24 protein-coding genes and 2 pseudogenes are annotated in these 18,891 nt (G+C 35.6%); 18 read left to right on the top strand and 8 right to left on the bottom strand.

Annotated elements, in window-relative coordinates:
* Window positions 1-15 precede the first annotated feature (15 nt).
* Window positions 16-1,149 carry an alanine dehydrogenase gene (gene ald / locus ACYVEC_RS20220; RefSeq protein ID WP_098556255.1) on the top strand — a complete coding sequence of 378 codons (1,134 nt, stop codon included), beginning with the start codon at window positions 16-18 and terminating at the stop codon, window positions 1,147-1,149.
* Window positions 1,150-1,200: 51 nt separating this feature from the next.
* Here the strand turns inward: ald and ACYVEC_RS20215 are convergent, their stop codons facing one another.
* Together ACYVEC_RS20215 and ACYVEC_RS20210 are read right to left on the bottom strand one after the other, a co-directional pair.
* Complete coding sequence (locus ACYVEC_RS20215; RefSeq protein ID WP_063224702.1) at window positions 1,201-1,626, bottom strand: hypothetical protein; 426 nt, start codon at window positions 1,624-1,626, stop codon at window positions 1,201-1,203.
* The gene (locus tag ACYVEC_RS20210; protein ID WP_063224703.1) at window positions 1,610-1,885 is read right to left on the bottom strand and encodes a helix-turn-helix transcriptional regulator; all 276 of its coding nucleotides are present in this window, start codon (window positions 1,883-1,885) and stop codon (window positions 1,610-1,612) included. The genes ACYVEC_RS20215 and ACYVEC_RS20210 overlap by 17 nt, the downstream gene beginning before the upstream one ends.
* A 131-nt stretch (window positions 1,886-2,016) precedes the next feature.
* Here ACYVEC_RS20210 and ACYVEC_RS20205 point away from each other — a divergent pair, with 131 nt between their 5' ends.
* The 6 genes and pseudogenes from ACYVEC_RS20205 (at window position 2,017) to ACYVEC_RS20180 (ending at window position 4,501) form a co-directional block, all read left to right on the top strand.
* The gene (locus ACYVEC_RS20205; protein ID WP_063224704.1) at window positions 2,017-2,445 is read left to right on the top strand and encodes a hypothetical protein; all 429 of its coding nucleotides are present in this window, start codon (window positions 2,017-2,019) and stop codon (window positions 2,443-2,445) included.
* Between the two features lie 44 nt (window positions 2,446-2,489).
* Window positions 2,490-2,822 carry a cupin domain-containing protein gene (locus ACYVEC_RS20200; protein WP_063224705.1) on the top strand — a complete coding sequence of 111 codons (333 nt, stop codon included), beginning with the start codon at window positions 2,490-2,492 and terminating at the stop codon, window positions 2,820-2,822.
* On the top strand, window positions 2,819-3,607 hold the full coding sequence (locus ACYVEC_RS20195) for a GNAT family N-acetyltransferase (protein WP_336448078.1): 789 nt from the start codon (window positions 2,819-2,821) through the stop codon (window positions 3,605-3,607). The genes ACYVEC_RS20200 and ACYVEC_RS20195 overlap by 4 nt, the downstream gene beginning before the upstream one ends.
* A 2-nt stretch (window positions 3,608-3,609) precedes the next feature.
* Window positions 3,610-3,954: a DUF6176 family protein gene (locus tag ACYVEC_RS20190; protein WP_460508043.1), complete on the top strand. Its 345-nt coding sequence runs from the start codon at window positions 3,610-3,612 to the stop codon at window positions 3,952-3,954.
* A gap of 85 nt (window positions 3,955-4,039) precedes the next feature.
* Window positions 4,040-4,231 (top strand): annotated as a pseudogene (locus ACYVEC_RS20185) (hypothetical protein); the annotation flags it as partial.
* 63 nt (window positions 4,232-4,294) lie between these two features.
* Window positions 4,295-4,501, top strand: coding sequence for a hypothetical protein (locus ACYVEC_RS20180; RefSeq protein WP_001248905.1), 207 nt, complete (start codon window positions 4,295-4,297; stop codon window positions 4,499-4,501).
* Between the two features lie 14 nt (window positions 4,502-4,515).
* Here the strand turns inward: ACYVEC_RS20180 and ACYVEC_RS20175 are convergent, their stop codons facing one another.
* Window positions 4,516-5,343 carry a DUF2785 domain-containing protein gene (locus tag ACYVEC_RS20175; protein ID WP_336448080.1) on the bottom strand — a complete coding sequence of 276 codons (828 nt, stop codon included), beginning with the start codon at window positions 5,341-5,343 and terminating at the stop codon, window positions 4,516-4,518.
* Window positions 5,344-5,581: 238 nt separating this feature from the next.
* Here ACYVEC_RS20175 and ACYVEC_RS20170 point away from each other — a divergent pair, with 238 nt between their 5' ends.
* Window positions 5,582-5,959, top strand: a complete 378-nt coding sequence (locus ACYVEC_RS20170) for a hypothetical protein (RefSeq protein WP_080468716.1) — start codon at window positions 5,582-5,584, stop codon at window positions 5,957-5,959.
* Window positions 5,960-5,979: 20 nt separating this feature from the next.
* Window positions 5,980-6,342, top strand: a complete 363-nt coding sequence (locus ACYVEC_RS20165) for a DUF3221 domain-containing protein (RefSeq protein WP_336448081.1) — start codon at window positions 5,980-5,982, stop codon at window positions 6,340-6,342.
* A gap of 28 nt (window positions 6,343-6,370) precedes the next feature.
* On the opposite strand, the gene pepQ is transcribed toward ACYVEC_RS20165, so the two are convergent.
* Window positions 6,371-7,468, bottom strand: coding sequence for a Xaa-Pro dipeptidase (pepQ, locus tag ACYVEC_RS20160; RefSeq protein ID WP_063224711.1), 1,098 nt, complete (start codon window positions 7,466-7,468; stop codon window positions 6,371-6,373).
* A 149-nt stretch (window positions 7,469-7,617) separates the two neighbouring features.
* On the opposite strand from pepQ, the gene ACYVEC_RS20155 reads away from it, so the two are divergent.
* Window positions 7,618-8,301 carry a metal-dependent hydrolase gene (locus ACYVEC_RS20155; RefSeq protein ID WP_242252516.1) on the top strand — a complete coding sequence of 228 codons (684 nt, stop codon included), beginning with the start codon at window positions 7,618-7,620 and terminating at the stop codon, window positions 8,299-8,301.
* A 40-nt stretch (window positions 8,302-8,341) separates the two neighbouring features.
* Here the strand turns inward: ACYVEC_RS20155 and ACYVEC_RS20150 are convergent, their stop codons facing one another.
* Window positions 8,342-8,500 (bottom strand): hypothetical protein, encoded by a 159-nt coding sequence (locus tag ACYVEC_RS20150; protein WP_199678077.1) that lies wholly within the window; start codon window positions 8,498-8,500, stop codon window positions 8,342-8,344.
* Between the two features lie 247 nt (window positions 8,501-8,747).
* Here ACYVEC_RS20150 and ACYVEC_RS20145 point away from each other — a divergent pair, with 247 nt between their 5' ends.
* The 4 genes and pseudogenes from ACYVEC_RS20145 to ACYVEC_RS20130 all read left to right on the top strand — a co-directional run bounded on the left by ACYVEC_RS20145 (window position 8,748) and on the right by ACYVEC_RS20130 (window position 11,001).
* Window positions 8,748-10,061 carry a CBS domain-containing protein gene (locus tag ACYVEC_RS20145; protein WP_000201587.1) on the top strand — a complete coding sequence of 438 codons (1,314 nt, stop codon included), beginning with the start codon at window positions 8,748-8,750 and terminating at the stop codon, window positions 10,059-10,061.
* Between the two features lie 193 nt (window positions 10,062-10,254).
* Window positions 10,255-10,557, top strand: a complete 303-nt coding sequence (locus ACYVEC_RS20140; RefSeq protein WP_063224714.1) for a hypothetical protein — start codon at window positions 10,255-10,257, stop codon at window positions 10,555-10,557.
* Window positions 10,547-10,648, top strand: a pseudogene (locus ACYVEC_RS20135) (phosphotransferase enzyme family protein); the annotation flags it as partial. The gene ACYVEC_RS20140 and the pseudogene ACYVEC_RS20135, both read left to right, overlap by 11 nt.
* Before the next feature lie 89 nt (window positions 10,649-10,737).
* Window positions 10,738-11,001, top strand: coding sequence for a DUF3949 domain-containing protein (locus ACYVEC_RS20130; RefSeq protein ID WP_063224715.1), 264 nt, complete (start codon window positions 10,738-10,740; stop codon window positions 10,999-11,001).
* A gap of 7 nt (window positions 11,002-11,008) precedes the next feature.
* On the opposite strand, the gene ACYVEC_RS20125 is transcribed toward ACYVEC_RS20130, so the two are convergent.
* Window positions 11,009-11,314, bottom strand: a complete 306-nt coding sequence (locus ACYVEC_RS20125; protein ID WP_063224716.1) for a YtpI family protein — start codon at window positions 11,312-11,314, stop codon at window positions 11,009-11,011.
* 250 nt (window positions 11,315-11,564) lie between these two features.
* Here ACYVEC_RS20125 and ACYVEC_RS20120 point away from each other — a divergent pair, with 250 nt between their 5' ends.
* Window positions 11,565-12,497, top strand: a complete 933-nt coding sequence (locus ACYVEC_RS20120) for a DHH family phosphoesterase (RefSeq protein WP_063224717.1) — start codon at window positions 11,565-11,567, stop codon at window positions 12,495-12,497.
* Between the two features lie 51 nt (window positions 12,498-12,548).
* Here the strand turns inward: ACYVEC_RS20120 and ytrI are convergent, their stop codons facing one another.
* Both ytrI and ytrH read right to left on the bottom strand, forming a co-directional pair.
* Window positions 12,549-13,052: a sporulation membrane protein YtrI gene (ytrI, locus tag ACYVEC_RS20115; protein WP_063224718.1), complete on the bottom strand. Its 504-nt coding sequence runs from the start codon at window positions 13,050-13,052 to the stop codon at window positions 12,549-12,551.
* Entirely contained in the window at window positions 13,049-13,387 is a 339-nt protein-coding gene (ytrH, locus tag ACYVEC_RS20110) for a sporulation membrane protein YtrH (RefSeq protein ID WP_000383161.1), read from the bottom strand. Before ytrH ends, ytrI begins: the two co-directional genes overlap by 4 nt.
* 117 nt (window positions 13,388-13,504) lie before the next feature.
* Between ytrH and dnaE the strand changes: the two genes are divergently transcribed.
* The 3 genes from dnaE to ACYVEC_RS20095 all read left to right on the top strand — a co-directional run bounded on the left by dnaE (window position 13,505) and on the right by ACYVEC_RS20095 (window position 18,832).
* Complete coding sequence (gene dnaE / locus ACYVEC_RS20105) at window positions 13,505-16,831, top strand: DNA polymerase III subunit alpha (RefSeq protein ID WP_460508033.1); 3,327 nt, start codon at window positions 13,505-13,507, stop codon at window positions 16,829-16,831.
* Between the two features lie 133 nt (window positions 16,832-16,964).
* Entirely contained in the window at window positions 16,965-18,173 is a 1,209-nt protein-coding gene (ystJ, locus tag ACYVEC_RS20100; RefSeq protein ID WP_161796084.1) for an NADP-dependent malic enzyme, read from the top strand.
* Window positions 18,174-18,187: 14 nt separating this feature from the next.
* Window positions 18,188-18,832, top strand: coding sequence for a FadR/GntR family transcriptional regulator (locus ACYVEC_RS20095; RefSeq protein ID WP_060632502.1), 645 nt, complete (start codon window positions 18,188-18,190; stop codon window positions 18,830-18,832).
* Window positions 18,833-18,891: the final 59 nt, after the last annotated feature.

The raw sequence follows: 18,891 nt of genomic DNA, 5'->3' as shown, positions 1-18,891 counted from the left end.
AAGGGGGAACTAATAATGCGTATCGGTATTCCAACAGAAATTAAAAACAATGAAAACCGCGTGGCAATGACGCCAGCGGGAGCAGTACATTTAGTACAAAATGGTCATGAAGTTTTTGTTCAAAAAGGAGCAGGTTTAGGATCTGGCTTTACGGATGAAGAATACGTACAAGCTGGTGCAAAACTTGTTGAAACTGCTGAAGAAGCATGGAATCAAGATATGGTTATGAAGGTAAAAGAGCCAGTAGCAAGTGAATACGGCTATTTCCGTGAAGGTTTAATTTTATTCACATACTTACACTTAGCTCCAGAACCAGAATTAACGAAAGCATTAATTGATAACAAAGTTGTATCAATTGCATACGAAACAGTACAATTAGACAATCGTTCATTACCATTACTTGCACCAATGAGTGAAGTAGCTGGTCGTATGTCTGCACAAATCGGTGCACAATTCCTTGAGAAAAACAAAGGTGGTAAAGGTATTTTACTTGCAGGCGTTCCAGGGGTAAAACGCGGCAAAGTAACAATTATCGGCGGTGGTCAAGCTGGTACAAACGCAGCGAAGATTGCAGTAGGTTTAGGTGCAGATGTAACAATCATCGACTTAAGTGCAGAACGTCTTCGTCAACTAGATGACATTTTCGGTAACCAAGTAAAAACGTTAATGTCTAATCCATATAACATCGCAGAAGCTGTAAAAGAATCTGACCTTGTTATTGGTGCGGTATTAATTCCAGGTGCAAAAGCGCCAAAACTTGTAACAGAAGAAATGATTCAATCAATGGAACCAGGTTCTGTCGTTGTAGATATCGCGATTGACCAAGGTGGTATTTTCGAAACAACTGACCGTATTACAACTCATGACAACCCAACTTACGAAAAACATGGCGTTGTTCATTATGCGGTTGCTAATATGCCAGGTGCGGTTCCACGTACATCAACTCTTGCATTAACAAACGTAACAGTACCATATGCAGTACAAATTGCGAACAAAGGCTATAAAGATGCTTGCTTAGGCAATACTGCATTACTAAAAGGTATTAACACATTAGATGGCTATGTAACATTCGAAGCAGTTGCAGAAGCACACGGTTTACAATATGCTGATGCGAAAGAGCTACTTGAAATAGCTCCTGCTTTATCATAATAGAAATACATGTAAGCCCCTCCTTTCGTAAGGAGGGGCTTTTTATTTAAATTAATTGTCTAGTTTCTTTATAATTCTCAATCCGAACATCATTGTAAAGAAAAGAATGCCGAATAAGTAATACAAGGCATACTCAACTCGTATCATCGAATTTTTGTCAGTGATATATAAAATAAATAGTATCGCAGAGCCGATTAAATGAGAGAGACCAAAAATTTGCGCCATAAGTTTTAAACTCATCTTCTCGATTCTTTCATCCATCTCAGGTAATGGATATTTCTCTGCATCGTTCTTTTTTTTCTTAAAGAATATTCGTTTCGCTACTAATAGTATCAAGGTCAAGAGTATGTATACGCCAGCGAATAGAAGGACAGAACTAATCTTTTCTTCTTCATTACTATTGAAATAAAGAAAAGATGATCCTAACACTAAAATAGTAAGATGTGAAATGAACTTTTGATTAAAAGTATTTTTCATTCTTTTCCTCCCCAGTTTTATCTAATTGAAATAAATCTTCTACTTTACAGTTGAAAAACTCACATAATTTCAATGCTAATTCTAAACTTGGGTTGTATTTATTCTTCTCGATAGCGATGAGGGATTGTCTAGTGATTTGAACAGAGGAAGCTAATTGTTCTTGGGTGATGTCTCTAACGACGCGGAATTGTTTTACCTTATTTTTAATCAAATATACAAAGGCTCCTTTTTGTAAATTTGTTACATTCATTATATCCATTTTTAGGTAATAAGTAAATGAAACTTTACAAAAAGTAAACAAAACTTTACGTGAAATATAGCTTGTTATAATGTTATTTTTTGTGATAATTTGGAATTAAGTGAAAAATAGAAGTCGAAAGAGGGAATTGGATGGGGAGCAAAAAGAGGAAGCAAAAACAAGCTAAAAGACAAAAATATATAAAGAAAAAACAGGAACAGAACATACCTTTTTCACAAAAAGTAGTCATTATGATAGAGAAAACATTTCGGTATATTTGTATGGCTCTGTATGTAATTTTGTGTATGTATTCATTTGGAGTGTTTTACAGTTTTGAGATAACTCCTAATATTATTGAGAGTATTTTAGAATTTCTCCTTGTTGCAATAGAATTAGTCTTATTTTTTATATTTTTTGATACAGTATGGCCTAGTCATGAAAGTAAGAAAGATAAGCAAAGAAAAAGGAGCAAAAAATCTTCGTACGCTTCAAGCTCATCAAGTGGATTTGGTGACTATAGTAGCAATGATTGTAGCAGCTCAGGTGATAGTGGAGGTGACTGCGGAGGTGGTGGCGACTAAGTTAGTTTTTCAGAAGAACGACTAATGAAAGGATGAGACGAAAGATGGAAACTGTGAACTTAATAGAATTAACAAAGGATATTCAAGATCAACACAAAAACTTTGTTGTCTCAAATATAAATAATCATTGCTTACGAATCGCCGTATTTACTGGTGGATATGATTGGCACTATCATTCTAATTCGGATGAATTATTTATTGTGTTAGAGGGAGAATTACTTATTGATTTTGAAGATGGAGAAACAGTGGTATTAAAGCCAAATGATTCTATTTTAATTCCAGCATGCAAGATTCATAGAACGAGAGCATTAAAGAGAACGGTAAATCTTTGTTTTGAAAATATAGAGGCTGATACGATTAAAGTGGAGCAATTATGAGGGAATTATCTGTAGCTGAGTATAGACAAGTACTTTCGATTTTAGAAAGTGATACAAGAACCACGACTTTTGCTTATGCGGTATGTGATCAAATGATAGATGGTGAGGTTTTTGCAAACGAGGAGTTAACAGCAGGACTAATTATTACAGCTAACGGCATTTATTATTTATTTGGTAATACGCAAGATGAAAGTTATAACGAAGATTTATTTTCGTATATAAAAACAGCCATTGAAAAAACAGAAAAACGATTTACACTCTTCACTTCTAGCGAAGAATGGGAAATGATAATTGAAGGGTGTTTTAGTCATGCACTTCGGAACATCCCGCGAATGAAATTTCAAAGAGTAACCTTTGAAGAGAGAGAGCGAGATTGTAACAAAAATACATATGAAGTGAAGCGTATTGATAGAAGAAATATAGAACGAAGCAATGAATTTACAGAGGAATATTATAAAGAATATTGGGGGTCAATTGAAGCGTTTTTGAATGATGGTTTTGGATTTTGTATAGAACAAGATGGGATAATTGTAGCGGAATGTGTTTCGATATTTAGCGGGAATGGATTTGCTGAAATTGATATTGCGACGCATAAAGCATATCAAGGGAAAGGATTAGCCCAAGCTGTTGCAACACGGTTCATTAAACATTGCATACAAAATGATATTACACCATGCTGGGATTGTTATGTAGACAATATTCCCTCGCAAAAATTAGCTAGTAAATTAAGTTTTCATCATCCAGTAGAATATAGTTTATTTGTACGTAAGAAAACGGGGGGATAAAAATGAATGTAGAACTAACGAGATTTAAAGTGAAGCCGGGTAAAAGTCAGCGAGTAGATGAATGGATGCAGCTTCTGAATGACAATATGAAAGAAGTGCTTTTGACATTAAACGACGAAAAGATGTATGTAGAGACAATTTTCCGGGAAATAAGAGATGGAGAAGAGTACTTATATTGGTATTCTGTGCAAGGAGAAGGCGGGGCTCTTGTCGAAAATTCTCATCATGAAATTGATAAAAAACATTTGGAATTTTGGTATGAATGTATTGATGAGGAAGTACCGTCTGTTGATATGAAAACAGAAGTCGTTATGATTCAAGATGTTGTGAAGGAAGCGATGAAATAATAGAATAGTATTTTTGAGAGAAGCACATCAAAATGGATGTGCTTTTTATTTTGAAAAAAATTTAAAGGAAAGTTGTATTTAGATATCTTTAAGTGAAAATAAAGGGGGATATCAAAAATATTTTAGGGAAAACTATAATGAGATAAAAAACTTCGAAGCAAAAGAATTAGCGATATACGGTGTAGTTGTAACAGATAAAACAGAGGATTTACAAAGTTTACAAGGAGCACTATATATTAAGGCTGCTGTTAGAGGTGTAACAGTTGAGAAATATTAATTACAGTCTATTAATGTGAATAATCAGAAAATTTATGTTATACTATGTGAAAAGGAGGTTCATATGAGGCAAATACATGGAGCAATTTATATTTACATAACAATGTTTTTCGTGGCAATATCCTATGGATTAGGGCACGTGTATTCGCATCCTATACTAACTTTTTTAAGCGGAGCATGTATGGCGTTTGCGCTTCTTGTCCACCTTTTCTCAGTTTGGATTGTGAAATTTCAATTAAATATTAGTGAAATAGAAGAAGGCACTTTCTAAGTGGCCTTCTTTTTTTAATAATATTTTGGAAGCTCTTGTAGCAATTTTTCAATTTCGCATTCAGTTTCTTCACATATAGACAGTGTACGTAGTCTGAAAAATAAGCTACGTAAGAAAGATTTTATATTTCCATATAGAAACTCGTACGATTTAATATGTAGTGTTTGTTTTTGGACTGGTAATTGGGCTACTAAGTCATGAAGGGCTAATATGAGCGCTTCTTCCTTTAGACCATTTTGTAGCATTGCGACAATTGGATAAACGAGACGTTCATCTTCTTCATATTTGTAGCAAATAGAATGGACACAAACTTTGTTTAATAAAGTTTGTAATATTTCTTCGTAATATAAAGTTTCCAGTTTAGGATTACGAACAAGCGCCTCAAACGTATCGGAAGCATGAGCAATACTATGTGCCCAGCCGTGGTCTTGCACATATCCACGGAAATCATGCTCATTGTTCATATATAGAATTAATTGATCTTTTACAGTTAAAATATCATTCTGTGATAAGAAATTATGATTCGTATCGGCATCAATAATAAGTGCAATTAATAATGTTGTAAATGCACGGGTAAATACCGCATCTTCGTTATCCGAATGAATCTTATACAATAAATATTTTTCACCGATGCTTTCTAATAATAGTTTCTGTAATTGCGTGTGTGAAATGTATTCCTTTTTGATGAGATGATAAAAAGTAGAGTAAATAAGTTTGTCTCTTAAATAGCTATCAGTATCCCCAATATGCTCAAGCATACTGGAACTTAAGGAATCAATATTGAGATTACCATTGATTACGTAATTATTATTACGAATTTCTTCTAACTGTTGTTGTAACATATAAACCTCCTATTTTAGAAAATTCTGTATTTTAATAGTATAATAAGAGGAAGAAATAGGCAATAAAGTGAAACTTTAATCAGTGGGGGATTCATCCCCCACTGATTATTAGTTGAACCAATCGGGCTTTTACGGACAGTTGATCTCCCACCTAACTTCTTTGCTTTCACCGAATTTTGAGGTGGGGGTCTTACTGCCCGTTAATGCGGGATAAATAAGTGCATTTGAATGGAGGGGCATGATGAAGAGAGCATTATTCTTTTTCATTAGTATTTTCTTTTTAGGAAGCTGCTCAATTTGGTATTTTACTTTTTCTAGCGAGAGCAAAAGTTGGACGGGACAATATAAAGGCCATATTAAGGATGACAGTGAAGATGGAATGTTTACATTTCAGTATAAGGGCGGAGATGGGAATACAGAATTTAAAAATTTGGAGATTTCTATTCATGGGACCTTTAGTACAATGACACAAACGTCAGAAAGTCATAAAGGAGCAAGAATTGAAATGAAGTCTTCTTGTGTAAGTTGCGCGCCGCTTTCTAAAGATGAACCGATAGAGATTGTGATTAAATGGGATGATAAGTATGAAGAGAAGATGGTGTTAAAGCGGAAATAGTGTAGGATAAGGAGTTAAGAATGAATAGGCATGTGAAAATTTCTATGTATATATTTTTTAGTGTATTTCTACTCGTATTATCAGCGTGTACTACAAAACAAGTAGAGGTAAAAAAAGTACCTGAAGAAGGGTATATCATAATAAGAAATGATGCGGTATTTTTTGTCGGTGATAAAACGTTTCATACAAAAGTAGAGTTGCAACATTATATGGAACAACAAATGAATAAAGAACATCCATCAGATATAGTGTTGAGTTTTAAGGATAAAGACGCATATAATCAATTGAACACAGGGGATAAAATAAAAGTATGGTCTTCTCAAACGCTTGAGAGTTATCCAGCAAAAATGATAGTAGAGAAATTTGAAATAGTAGAGAAATAAAAAAGGCAGCAATTAAGCTGCCTTTTTATTATTTTACAAATTGTAATTCTTTTGGGAACTTCGTTAAAATTTCTGATCCGTCTTTTGTGATGTAAATATCATCTTCAATACGAACGCCACCTACGTTTGGTACGTAAATACCAGGCTCGATTGTGAAGACCATACCTTCTTTTAATGGAGATTCGTTACCAGCTTTTACATCTGGATATTCGTGTACGCTAATTCCAAGTCCGTGACCAAGGCGGTGCGGGAAGAAGTCTCCGTAACCTGCATCTGCGATAACAGAACGAGCAGCATTATCGATTGCGCCAAGTGTAACACCTGGTTTACATGCTTCAACTGCTTGTAGTTGTCCAGCAAGTACAGTGTTGTAAATGCGAGTTTGTTCTTCAGAAATGTCACCGAATGCTACTGTACGTGTAATGTCAGAGCAGTAACCGTCAATGATTACGCCTAAATCAAATAGTACGAAATCGCCGCGCTTCATTTTGTTTGCACCTGGAATACCGTGTGGAAGGGCAGAGTTTGCACCTGCTAATACCATCGTATCAAATGACATTTTATGTATGCCTTTTGTTTTTAATTCGTGTTCAATAATTGCTAATACTTCTAGCTCGCTACGATCTTCTTTAATTGCATTTACACCAACTTCAACAGCATAGTCTGCCATTTTAGCTGCTTCGCGTAAAATAGAAAGTTCTTTTTCGTCTTTAATTAAACGAAGTTCACGAACTTTCTCCTCAGCTGATTTGAAAGCTGCATTTGGGAATAGTTTTGTTAATTCTTCGTAGCGCTCTACGTTTAAATGTTCTTTTTCAATTGCAACTGCATTTGCATTGATACCGCGGTCTTTAATTGCTTTTGCAATCATATCCCATGGTCTGTCAGTATCAGTAAATCCGATAATTTCATGTGCCCAGCCAGCATTACGCGCTTGACCTTCTTCCATTTTAGGACAAATTAAAATAGGCTCTTTGTCTTGGAATACAAACATACCAAGAAGTCTTTCGTGTGGTTCACAGTGGAAGTTTGTCATGTAGAAGACGTTTGGTGTAGAAGTTAGGAACGCAGCTTCTACGTTTTTTTCTTTTAGCCATTGCATTAAATTTTCTAATCTAGCATTCATTGATTGGCACCCCCGAGATATTTAATTACAAATATAACTTTACATCGGAGGAAAGTGTTATGACAAGTAAATAGATGTTAGAAAAGACAGGGAATTGAAAAATCATGTAGAATAAAAAGTGTGAATGTAATAAGGGGAGGAATGTAATAATGAAAGTATCTTATCATGGACATTCAGTTGTGAAAATTGAGACGAATGGAAAAGTCATTTTAATTGACCCGTTTTTAACAGGAAATCCGAAAACAGATTTAAAGGCTGAAGATGTAAAAGTAGATGCGATTCTTTTATCGCACGGTCATGGTGATCATGTTGGAGATACAGTAGAGCTTGCGAAGAAAAATAATGCGGTTGTTGTAGCGCCATTTGAACTAGCGACATTTTTAAGTTGGCAAGGTGTGAATACACATCCGATGCATATTGGTGGTTCACATGAATTTGACTTCGGCAAAGTGAAGTTTACACAAGCATTCCACGGTTCTAGTTATATTGATGAAGAAAATAAGACGATTACATATACAGGTATGCCAGCGGGTATTTTATTTACAGCAGAAGAGAAAACTGTGTACCATGCAGGGGATACCGCTTTATTCTCTGATATGAAATTAATTGGGGAACTACATAACATTGATGTAGCATTTTTACCAATTGGTGATAATTTCACAATGGGACCAGAAGATGCTGTTTTAGCAGCAAAATGGGTTCAGGCGAAAACTGTTGTACCGATGCATTACAATACGTTCCCAGTAATTGAACAAGATCCATATCAATTTGTAGAAAAGCTACAAAATTGTACAGGGAAAGTATTAGAAGCTGGAGAAAGTATTACACTATAAAAAAGAAACCCTTCATTTGAAAAGACAAGTGAAGGGTTTTTTATGTGTGTAGGGCAGCTTTTAAAGGTTGTAATTGTTTTGATGATTCTTTTCTTTTTGGAAGTGGTTGTTCAGGTGTTTCATTTAATTCCATTGCAACTTTTTTCCCGTCTACGAAAGCTAAAAATACAGCACCTACAACTTCTAATAATTTTTTCATCATCTATCCGCTCCTTTGTTTCATTTCTTGTCTTCATTGTATATTGAAGCGGCTGGACAAACTATCGAACGAGATGACAATACCATTACATTGTTGTAATGGAAGAAGTGGTGTAATGTAAGGCGTATTTTGTTATAAAAAAAATAGTACAGATATATAAAGAGAGAGTGTAACAGTTTTGAAAATATAGTATACTGAAAATACAACACATGAAGAATTTAGGGAAAAGAAAGTATGGTGAAACCATTTGGCTACCAAGCATAACCAAATTTTAGAACATATTAATAGCCTGCCAGTAGGGCATAAAATTTCTGTAAGGCAAATTGCAAAAGATTTGAGTGTAAGTGAAGGTACAGCTTATCGTGCAATTAAAGATGCAGAAAATAAAGGGTATGTTAGTACGATTGAACGTGTCGGAACCATTCGAATTGAACAAAAGAAGAAAGAAAATATTGAAAAGCTGACATATGCAGAAGTCGTTAACATTGTCGATGGTCAAGTACTTGGAGGCAGAGAAGGACTACATAAAACGTTAAATAAATTCGTAATCGGGGCAATGAAATTAGAAGCGATGATGCGCTATACAGAAGCTGGAAACTTACTTATTGTCGGTAATCGTACGAACGCACATCAATTAGCGTTAGAAACTGGAGCTGCGGTGTTAATTACGGGCGGATTTGATACGGAAGATCATGTGAAGAAATTAGCAGATGAATTAAAACTGCCGATTATTTCAAGTAGTTACGATACATTTACAGTTGCAACGTTAATTAACCGTGCGATTTACGATCAGCTTATTAAGAAAGAAATTGTACTCGTTGAAGATATTTTAACGCCAATTGAAGAAACGTTATATTTAAAACCAAATGATACAGTGCAGCAATGGCATGCATATAACGAAGAGACGATGCACGGAAGGTATCCAATTGTTGATGAAAATAAAAAGGTATTAGGTATTGTGACTTCTAAGGATATGATTGGTGTTGCAAAAGAAACACCAATTGATAAAGTAATGACAAGGCATCCAATTACGGTAAATGGAAAAATGTCTGTCGCGGCTGCGGCACGTATGATGGTGTGGGAAGGTATTGAGTTACTTCCTGTTGTTGATGAAGGAAATAAGTTGCAAGGTATTATTAGCCGTCAAGATGTACTTCAGGCATTGCAAATGATTCAGCGTCAACCACAAGTCGGCGAAACAATTGATGATATTGTAACGAATCAATTTATGACGCCGAAAGAAGCGAAAAATGAACATCTATATCAATTTTCAGTGACGCCGCAAATGACGAACTCGATTGGAACGTTATCTTACGGTGTATTCGCAACAATTGTCACGGAAGCAACGAATCGCGTTATTCGTGCGCAAAAGAAAAGCGATTTAATTGTTGAAAACTTAACAATTTATTTCGTGAAGCCAGTCCAAATTGATAATGTTGTATCGGTTCATCCGAAAGTATTAGAAATTGGACGTAAATTTGGTAAGGTTGATGTAGAAGTGCATCATGAAGGTAATGTTGTTGGGAAAGCATTACTTATGGTGCAGTTGATTGATAAATAAAAAGATGGAGCAGACCGCTTTGGTTTGTTCCATTTTTTTTAGAACGCTACATTAGGGAGTTTTAAAATTTAGTTATCGAATCTATTATGTTTTGAACTGCAAAAGAGAAAATTAAATCACGTTCTGTTTCATATTTATAAGTAGGGCATGCAATCATTTGAAGATGCTTGAACACTAATTGTGGAGGTGTCGAATGGGAGTAATATTTTTCTTTTTAGGCTTAATATCTGTAATTACTGTTCATGTGATAACTCATAGAATAATGGATTTAAATAAAAAGAAATTGTATGTAATAAGTTTGATTTTCGCTATTATTTGTTCCTTTATCCCTACAACTGGAGAAAATAATAGCGATTTTCTTTACTTTGGTATGCCAGCAGAAAATTTCATTTATTATGGCGGATGGGAAATTTCGTTTCATCCATTAGGCTTTTTCTTTAACTTTATTTTGTTTTATTGGATTTTGAAGCTGTTATTTAAGCTGCGTAAGACTTGATATTGAACCTATTAGAAAAGATCCTGATGCTTTTATTCGCCGATATATTCAGTATGTCGAAGAAGAATTATGTGGTGAGACAATTGTCTGATTAAAAAACAGAATATTAATTTAATTAGATCCTAGACTATGTTATAATTAAATTGTAAGAAAATGGATTACAGGAAGGTGGTATGCATTATGTCGTCAACAGTACTCTTTTTTGGTAGTATCGCACTATTTTACTTTCTTGTGATGATACCGCTTCAATATTTATACTTACAAGGATTACATGAAAAAAAGAAAAAAACAGGATTATCTCAGCGAGAACTATATGAAAAAATGTCTTTTGAAGAAGAACAATTACATTTTCACGTACAAGGCAACCCATTTAATATACCTTCTGCTTTTGTCGCATATATGATTTTGAAAGTTAGAGGACGTAAAAAAGCATCACAATGTTGATGCTTTTTTACGTTGCTTCATAGCCTTCTGCTTCTTTAACTGCTAATGGTAAGAAATGTTTATATTGGCGAAATCCATTAAATACACTTGCACTACCAAATAGAACAAATAAGACACCAACGATAATACGAGCGGTTGAAAGTTCTAAAAAGAATTGGTTTATTCCGAAGAATAAGACGAATGAACCGAGTGCCATTGCAGATTTTCCGGAGAGCCAACCTTTCTCCATTGGGCGGCTTGTACGAAAGTATTTTGTTTTGTAGAAGAGATACAACATAAATGAGACGATAATACAGAAGACTAATACTGGCATAATACACACTCCCATCGTTTTGTGAAAAATAATAGTGGAGAAAAAAGAAATATCTAAACTTTCTAACTTTTATTATAAAGCAATTGTTCGCATGTATGAAATACTTTCCGTTATAATGAAGGATAAAGTGAAACTTTAATTAGTATGAGGATGTTTCCACGCGCTAATGATTAGCCCGCACCAATTGGGCTTTTACTGCACGTTAATGCGGAATCAAGTGAAGAAGTTGAATAAAAAGGAGATTATACATATGCATGAGCAAATTTTAGGAGCAATTAAAGAGTTTGATACGATTATTATTCATCGTCACGTACGTCCAGATCCAGATGCACTAGGTTCACAGGGCGGTCTTAGTACAATTCTACAAGAATCGTTTCCAGAGAAAAATATTTATACGGTTGGGTATAATGAACCGTCACTAGCATACTTACGAGTAATGGATGATATTGAAGATAGTGTATACGAAAATGCACTTGTTATCGTTTGTGATACCGCGAACCAAGAACGTGTTGACGATCAACGCTATACAAAAGGGAAAATGTTAATCAAAATTGATCATCACCCAAATGAAGATCCATATGGAGATATTACATGGGTAGATACGACAGCAAGTTCTACAAGTGAAATGATTTATGAGTTTTACAGTTATGGAAAAGATAAAGGATTACAAATAACAACAGAAGCTGCTCGCCTTATTTTAGCAGGAATTGTTGGAGATACAGGACGTTTCTTATTCCCGAATACAACAGCAAAAACACTTCGTTACGTAAGTGAGCTTGTTGATATGGGTGTGAAATTCACAGATTTATACAATGAAATGTATAAGACGAAAGAAAAGATTGCTCGTTTAAACGGCTATATTTTACAGAATTTTACGATGGTAGAAGAAGGAGCAGCTTACATTAAATTAACGAAAGAAGTATTAGAAGAATTTGATGTACTTCCTTCTGAAGCATCTGGTGTTGTTGGAGCACTTGGTAATATTGATGGATTAAAGGCGTGGGTACTATTTTTAGAGGAAGACGATGTGATTCGTGTTCGCCTTCGTTCAAAAGGACCAGTTATAAATAAATTAGCAATGCAATATAATGGCGGAGGGCATCCGATGGCTTCTGGTGCAAAAGCATCTTCTTGGGAAGAAGCGGATCGTCTGTTTGCTGATTTACGTGAGATTTGTAAATAAGAGAGTATATATTAAAACGAAAAGAAGGAGTGGCGCTAAAGCCCTCCTTCTTTATTTTTCTTTCTCTATAGCAATGCTAATTTCAAGCACGGTATCGAAAGATATGGTGTCGACTTTAAAACGATATAGACGATCGTAATGTTTATACGTTTTATTTTCGATTGCTTTTTTGAGTAGGTCTTTATTTTTTGCGATACTTTGTATGTTTTTCGTTAAAAGATGCTGGAGGTCATTATGGATAGAAGTGGTCATATTTTCGAGTGTAAGGTTGTCTAAATCGTATTTTTCCCGATTTATAATTTTTATTTTAATCTCTTGAATGGTTAAGAGCCGTTTATTTTCTGTATTCAATTTTTCTTGATCTTCGAGAAGGACGTGGAGCTTTGCTTCTTGTTTTTCTATAATTTCTCTTTGTTCTGCTATTTTACTAGTTTGTTCTTCTTGAAAAACACCGTATATGTACAAAAAAATAAACCAGCTCAACACGCCTCCAACAGCAGCGCCAGCTAAAACTAAATACCATCTTTTTGCTGTATTGGCACTTGGTACTCTCATACATGTTCCTGCGTTAGCCATTTAATAATAGTAAGACCGGTTTGCATACCACCCGTTGCGAAAAAAATAAGGAGAATTTGTTTTACGATATCTTTCATATCCCCGCCAAAGAAACTTCTTTCAAAGCTATAAAAGGTATCAAATGTTCCGCCAATTGCTGCAACGAGTGCCCAAATTCTTAAATTTTGGGCGAATTGATTAATGTAAGTTAGAGTTGGTTTTCCGATAAGAAATGCACCAAATCCACCAATTAATGAACCGCCAAGTATAACCCCAAAGGCAATAAAATAACTAATAATAAGCAGAGAGAAAAAAGTATGTTCTCTTACATCCATCGTCATTCCCCTTTCTTCTTCATATATATGGACAAAGTATAAGAAGTATGTTTTGATTTAAGCTTCCCTCTTCACCTATAATAAAAGTAGTCAAATAGGTAAAGAGAGGGTACAACAGTGAAGTTTGTGCATTTACAATGTCAAACCGTTTTTAGTTTATTAAAAAGTGCTTGTAAAATTGATGAGCTTGTAGTCAGGGCGAAAGAGCTCGGTTATTCATCGTTGGCTATTACAGATGAAAATGTTATGTATGGCGTTATTCCGTTTTATAAAGCATGTAAGAAACATGATATACAGCCTATTATCGGTTTAACAGCTTCTATTTTTAGTGAAGAAGAAGAAAAGTCTTATCCGCTTGTCTTACTCGCTGAAAATGAAATGGGCTATCAAAATTTATTAAAGATTTCTAGTAGCATTATGACAAAGTCAAAAGAAGGTATTCCTAAGAAATGGCTTGCGCATTATGCGAAAGGGCTAATTGCTATTTCACCAGGTAAAGATGGGGAAATTGAACAATTATTATTAGAAGACAAAGAAAGTCAGGCTGAAGAAGTAGCTCGCGCATATCAAAATATGTTCGGCAATTTTTATATGAGTTTGCAGCATCATGCGATTCAAGATGAACTGCTCCTGCAAGAGAAATTACCTGAATTTATGAGTAGGATAAATGTTCCAGTCGTTGCAACAAACGATGTACGCTACATCAATCAAAGTGACGCACTTGTTCATGAATGTTTATTATCTGTTGAAAGTGGAACGAAAATGACGGATCCAGATAGACCGAGGCTGAAAACAGATCAATATTATTTAAAATCATCAGATGAAATGGAAGTACTATTTTCTCACGTGGAAGAAGCGATTTATAACACAGTAGAAATTGCAGAACGTTGCAGAGTAGAAATACCGTTTCATGTAAATCAATTACCGAAATTCCCTGTTCCAGCTAACGAGACAAATGATATGTATTTACGCCGCGTTTGTGAAGAAGGGTTGCAGAAACGTTATGGTACGCCGAAAGAAGTACATATAAAGCGTTTGAATCATGAATTAAACGTTATTTCTAGTATGGGGTTTAGTGATTATTTCCTCATCGTATGGGATTTTATGAAGTATGCGCATGAAAATCATATTTTAACAGGACCAGGCCGTGGATCGGCAGCTGGCTCACTCGTTTCTTACGTATTAGAAATTACAGATATTGATCCAATTGAATACGATCTATTATTTGAAAGGTTTCTAAACCCTGAACGTGTGACACTTCCAGATATTGATATCGATTTTCCGGATATAAGACGTGATGAGATGATTCGATATGTGAAAGATAAATATGGTCAGCTTCGTGTTGCACAAATTGTAACGTTCGGGACGCTTGCAGCGAAAGCGGCAATTAGAGATATTGCGCGTGTAATGGGGCTTCCGCCGCGAGATATTGACATATTCTCAAAACTTATCCCATCAAAGCTTGGTATAACGTTAAAAGATGCATATGAGGAATCGCAATCACTTCGTGAGTTTATACAAGGGAATCTTCTGCATGAGCGTGTGTTTGAAATTGCAAAACGTGTAGAAGGCTTACCACGTCATACGTCTATCCATGCAGCTGGCGTTATTATGAGCCAAGAGCCGTTAACCGGAAGTGTTGCAATTCAAGAAGGGCATAACGATGTGTATGTTACGCAATACCCAGCTGATGCATTAGAAGAACTTGGATTACTCAAGATGGACTTTTTAGGATTACGTAATTTAACGTTACTTGAAAATATTATAAAGTTTATCGTGAAAAAGACTGGGACACAAATTGATATAAGAAATTTACCACTTCAAGATGAAAAGACGTTCCAATTGTTAGGTAGAGGGGACACAACAGGTGTATTCCAGCTTGAATCAGGTGGTATGCGAAATGTACTTCGCGGGTTAAAACCGAATGAATTTGAAGATATTGTCGCTGTTAACTCGTTATATAGACCAGGGCCGATGGAACAAATTCCAACCTTTATTGAATCAAAGCACGGAAAAAGACAAATTGAATATTTACATCCAGATTTAAAGCCGATTTTAGAAAGAACATACGGTGTAATTGTATACCAAGAACAAATTATGCAAATTGCGTCGAAGTTGGCGGGATTCTCGCTTGGAGAAGCAGATTTATTACGCCGTGCAGTGAGTAAAAAAAATCGTGATATTTTAGATCAGGAACGTAAGCATTTTGTACAAGGGTGTTTACAAAACGGTTATGACGAGACATCCGCAGAGAAAATTTATGATTTAATTGTAAGATTTGCGAATTACGGTTTTAACCGAAGTCACGCTGTAGCCTACAGTATGATTGGATATCAGCTTGCTTACTTAAAAGCGAATTATACGCTGGAATTTATGACAGCACTATTATCAAGTGCAATTGGAAATGAAGATAAGATTGTACAGTATATACGAGAAACGAAGCGAAAAGGTTTTCACGTTTTGCCGCCGTCCCTTCAGAGAAGTGGTTACAATTTCCAAATAGAAGGCAATGCGATACGTTATAGTTTACTTTCCATTCGGAATATCGGAATGGCTACAGTGACAGCTTTGTTAGAAGAACGAGAGAAAAAAATGTTTGAAGATTTATTTGAATTTTGTCTTCGCATGCCATCAAAGTTTGTAACAGAGCGAAATTTAGAGGCGTTCGTCTGGTCTGGATGTTTTGATGACTTTGGCGTTTCAAGAACGAATTTATGGAAAAGTCTTAAAGGGGCGTTAGAGTACGCAAACCTTGCACGTGATTTAGGAGATGCGGTTCCAAAATCAAAATATGTACAAGGAGAAGAACTCTCTTTTATTGAACAATTAAATAAAGAGAAGGAAGCACTAGGTTTTTATTTATCAAGTTATCCGACAGCGCAGTATGTGAAGTTAGCGAAAGAATTAGAAATTCCATCTCTCGCGCAAGCAATGCGACATAAGAAAAAAGTACAAAGAGCTATCGTGTATATAACAAGCGTGAGAGTGATTCGTACGAAAAAGTTGCAAAAGATGGCGTTTATTACATTTTGTGACCAAAATGATGAAATGGAAGCAGTGCTTTTCCCTGAAACGTATATACATTTCTCAGATAAGTTACAAGAAGGAGCGATTGTTTTAGTTGACGGCATGATTGAGCTTAGAAATCATAAGTTGCAATGGATTGTAAATGGACTATATCCGTTAGAAGAAATGGATGTGTATGAAGAAAAGAAAGATGCATCTGTTTACGTGAAATTGCCGTCTCAGTATGAGAAAAAGCTTTTGAATCAGGTTACTAAAATATTGTTTGACTATTCAGGTTTTGCGAAAGTACTAATTTATTATGAAAAGGAACATAAAATGGTACAATTATCTCGAAGTTTATCGATTCATCCAAGTGAAGAATGTTTAGGAGCACTTCGTGAAATTGTCGGGGAAGAAAATGTAGTTGTGAAAATATAATGGACAATTTCCCTACACTTCGATTATTATAGTAGTAGTGTTCGTGGTCAGACCACTTGGAGAAATTGATATCAGCTAGAATAATTTGAGGAGAGTGGATAGTTTGTCAACACTTCGTGAAGAAGCACTTCACATGCATAAAGTGCATCAAGGAAAATTAGAAACTGTATCAAAAGTAAAAGTAGAAAATGCAAAAGATTTAAGCCTTGCATATTCTCCAGGGGTTGCAGAGCCTTGTAAAGAAATTTATGACGATAAAAGTAAGGTATATGAATATACAATGAAGGGAAATATGGTAGCAGTTGTGACAGATGGAACGGCTGTACTTGGTCTTGGAAACATTGGACCTGAAGCATCTCTTCCAGTAATGGAAGGTAAAGCTGTATTATTCAAGAGCTTTGCTGGTGTAGATGCATTCCCGATTGCCTTAAATACAAACGATGTAGATAAAATTGTTGAAACTGTAAAATTAATGGAGCCAACTTTTGGCGGCGTTAACTTAGAGGATATCGCAGCACCAAACTGCTTCATTATTGAAGAACGTTTGAAAAAAGAAACAAATATTCCTATCTTCCATGATGATCAACACGGAACAGCTATCGTAACAGTAGCGGGTCTTGTGAACGCGCTAAAATTAGTTGGAAAGAAAATGTCTGACATTAAAGTTGTCGCAAATGGCGCAGGTGCAGCAGGTATCGCAATTATTAAACTTTTATATCGCTATGGCGTACGCGACATTATTATGTGTGACCGTAAAGGGGCAATCTATGATGGTCGTCCTACAGGTATGAATCCGGTGAAGGATGAAGTTGCAAAATATACAAATAAGAATCGTATCGAAGGTTCTTTAGCTGATGTTGTACAAGGTGCGGACGTATTCATTGGTGTATCTGCAGAAGGTGCATTAACAGAAGAGATGGTTCGTACAATGAATGACGATGCAATTATTTTTGCAATGGCGAATCCAGTTCCAGAAATTATGCCAGAATTGGCAAAAGCAGCGGGCGCAGCTGTTGTTGGAACGGGTCGTTCTGACTTTGCAAACCAAGTAAATAATGTACTAGCGTTCCCTGGTATTTTCCGCGGTGCACTTGACGTACATGCGACACAAATTAACGAAGAAATGAAGATGGCAGCTGTACAGGCTATTGCTGAGCTTGTAGCAGAAGATGAGTTAAATGCAGACTATATCATTCCAGCACCGTTTGACGCGCGTGTAGCGCCTCAAGTGGCAGCTTACGTTGCGAAAGCAGCAATGGAAACAGGAGTAGCTCGCCGTCAAGTAGATCCAAATGAGATTGCTGAGAAAACAAAACAATTAGCGCTGATTGGTAAAGAATAAGCGAGGAATTTCCATTGACATCATCAAACACAAAAGTATATCTCGAAATTGTAAAAAAAATCCGTTCCATTATGGAAGAGGATGGATTGGTAGCGGGGGATCGTTTGCCGTCTGAGCGTGAGTTAAGTTCACGTTTAAATGTAGGGCGTTCCTCTGTAAGAGAAGCGTTGCGTGCTTTAGAACTTGTAGGATTGATTGAAACGAGACGTGGTGAAGGGACGTTTATTCGAAACTTTTACGATAACGGTCTTGTACAATTGATTGCTCCGTTCTTGCTGCAAGATGAGAAAACAATTCGTGATTTATTACAAACAAAACGATTGCTTGAAAAAGATATGATTCGAATTGTATGTAATTTACCGAAAGAAACGTTTTCTAAAGTGCTAAGTAAGTTACATCAAGTGCTTGAAGAAAATGAAAATTCAATTCCGACGCTTCATCAAACGTTCTTTAAAACACTTATTGAACAAGTCGATAATTATTTACTATATCGCATTTGGATGATCGTAAATGATTACGTAGCAACTCTTTCTTGTAAAGTTTCAGGAGATTCTATCGATATGTATAGAAAGCTTTATGCTACTTTGGAAGAAAAACAAGAAAATGATGCACTAAAAATTTACGATGAATTAGTAGAGAATATACAGTTTCACTCGTAATGTATAAAATTTGTCGAAATGACCATGACACGTTATGACAAACATTCTATCGCGTAGCG

Source organism: Bacillus sp. MN7755, assembly GCF_054771475.1.
The sequence above is the reverse complement of the archived record's forward strand: the minus strand, read 5'-3'. Positions and strand labels throughout refer to the sequence as shown.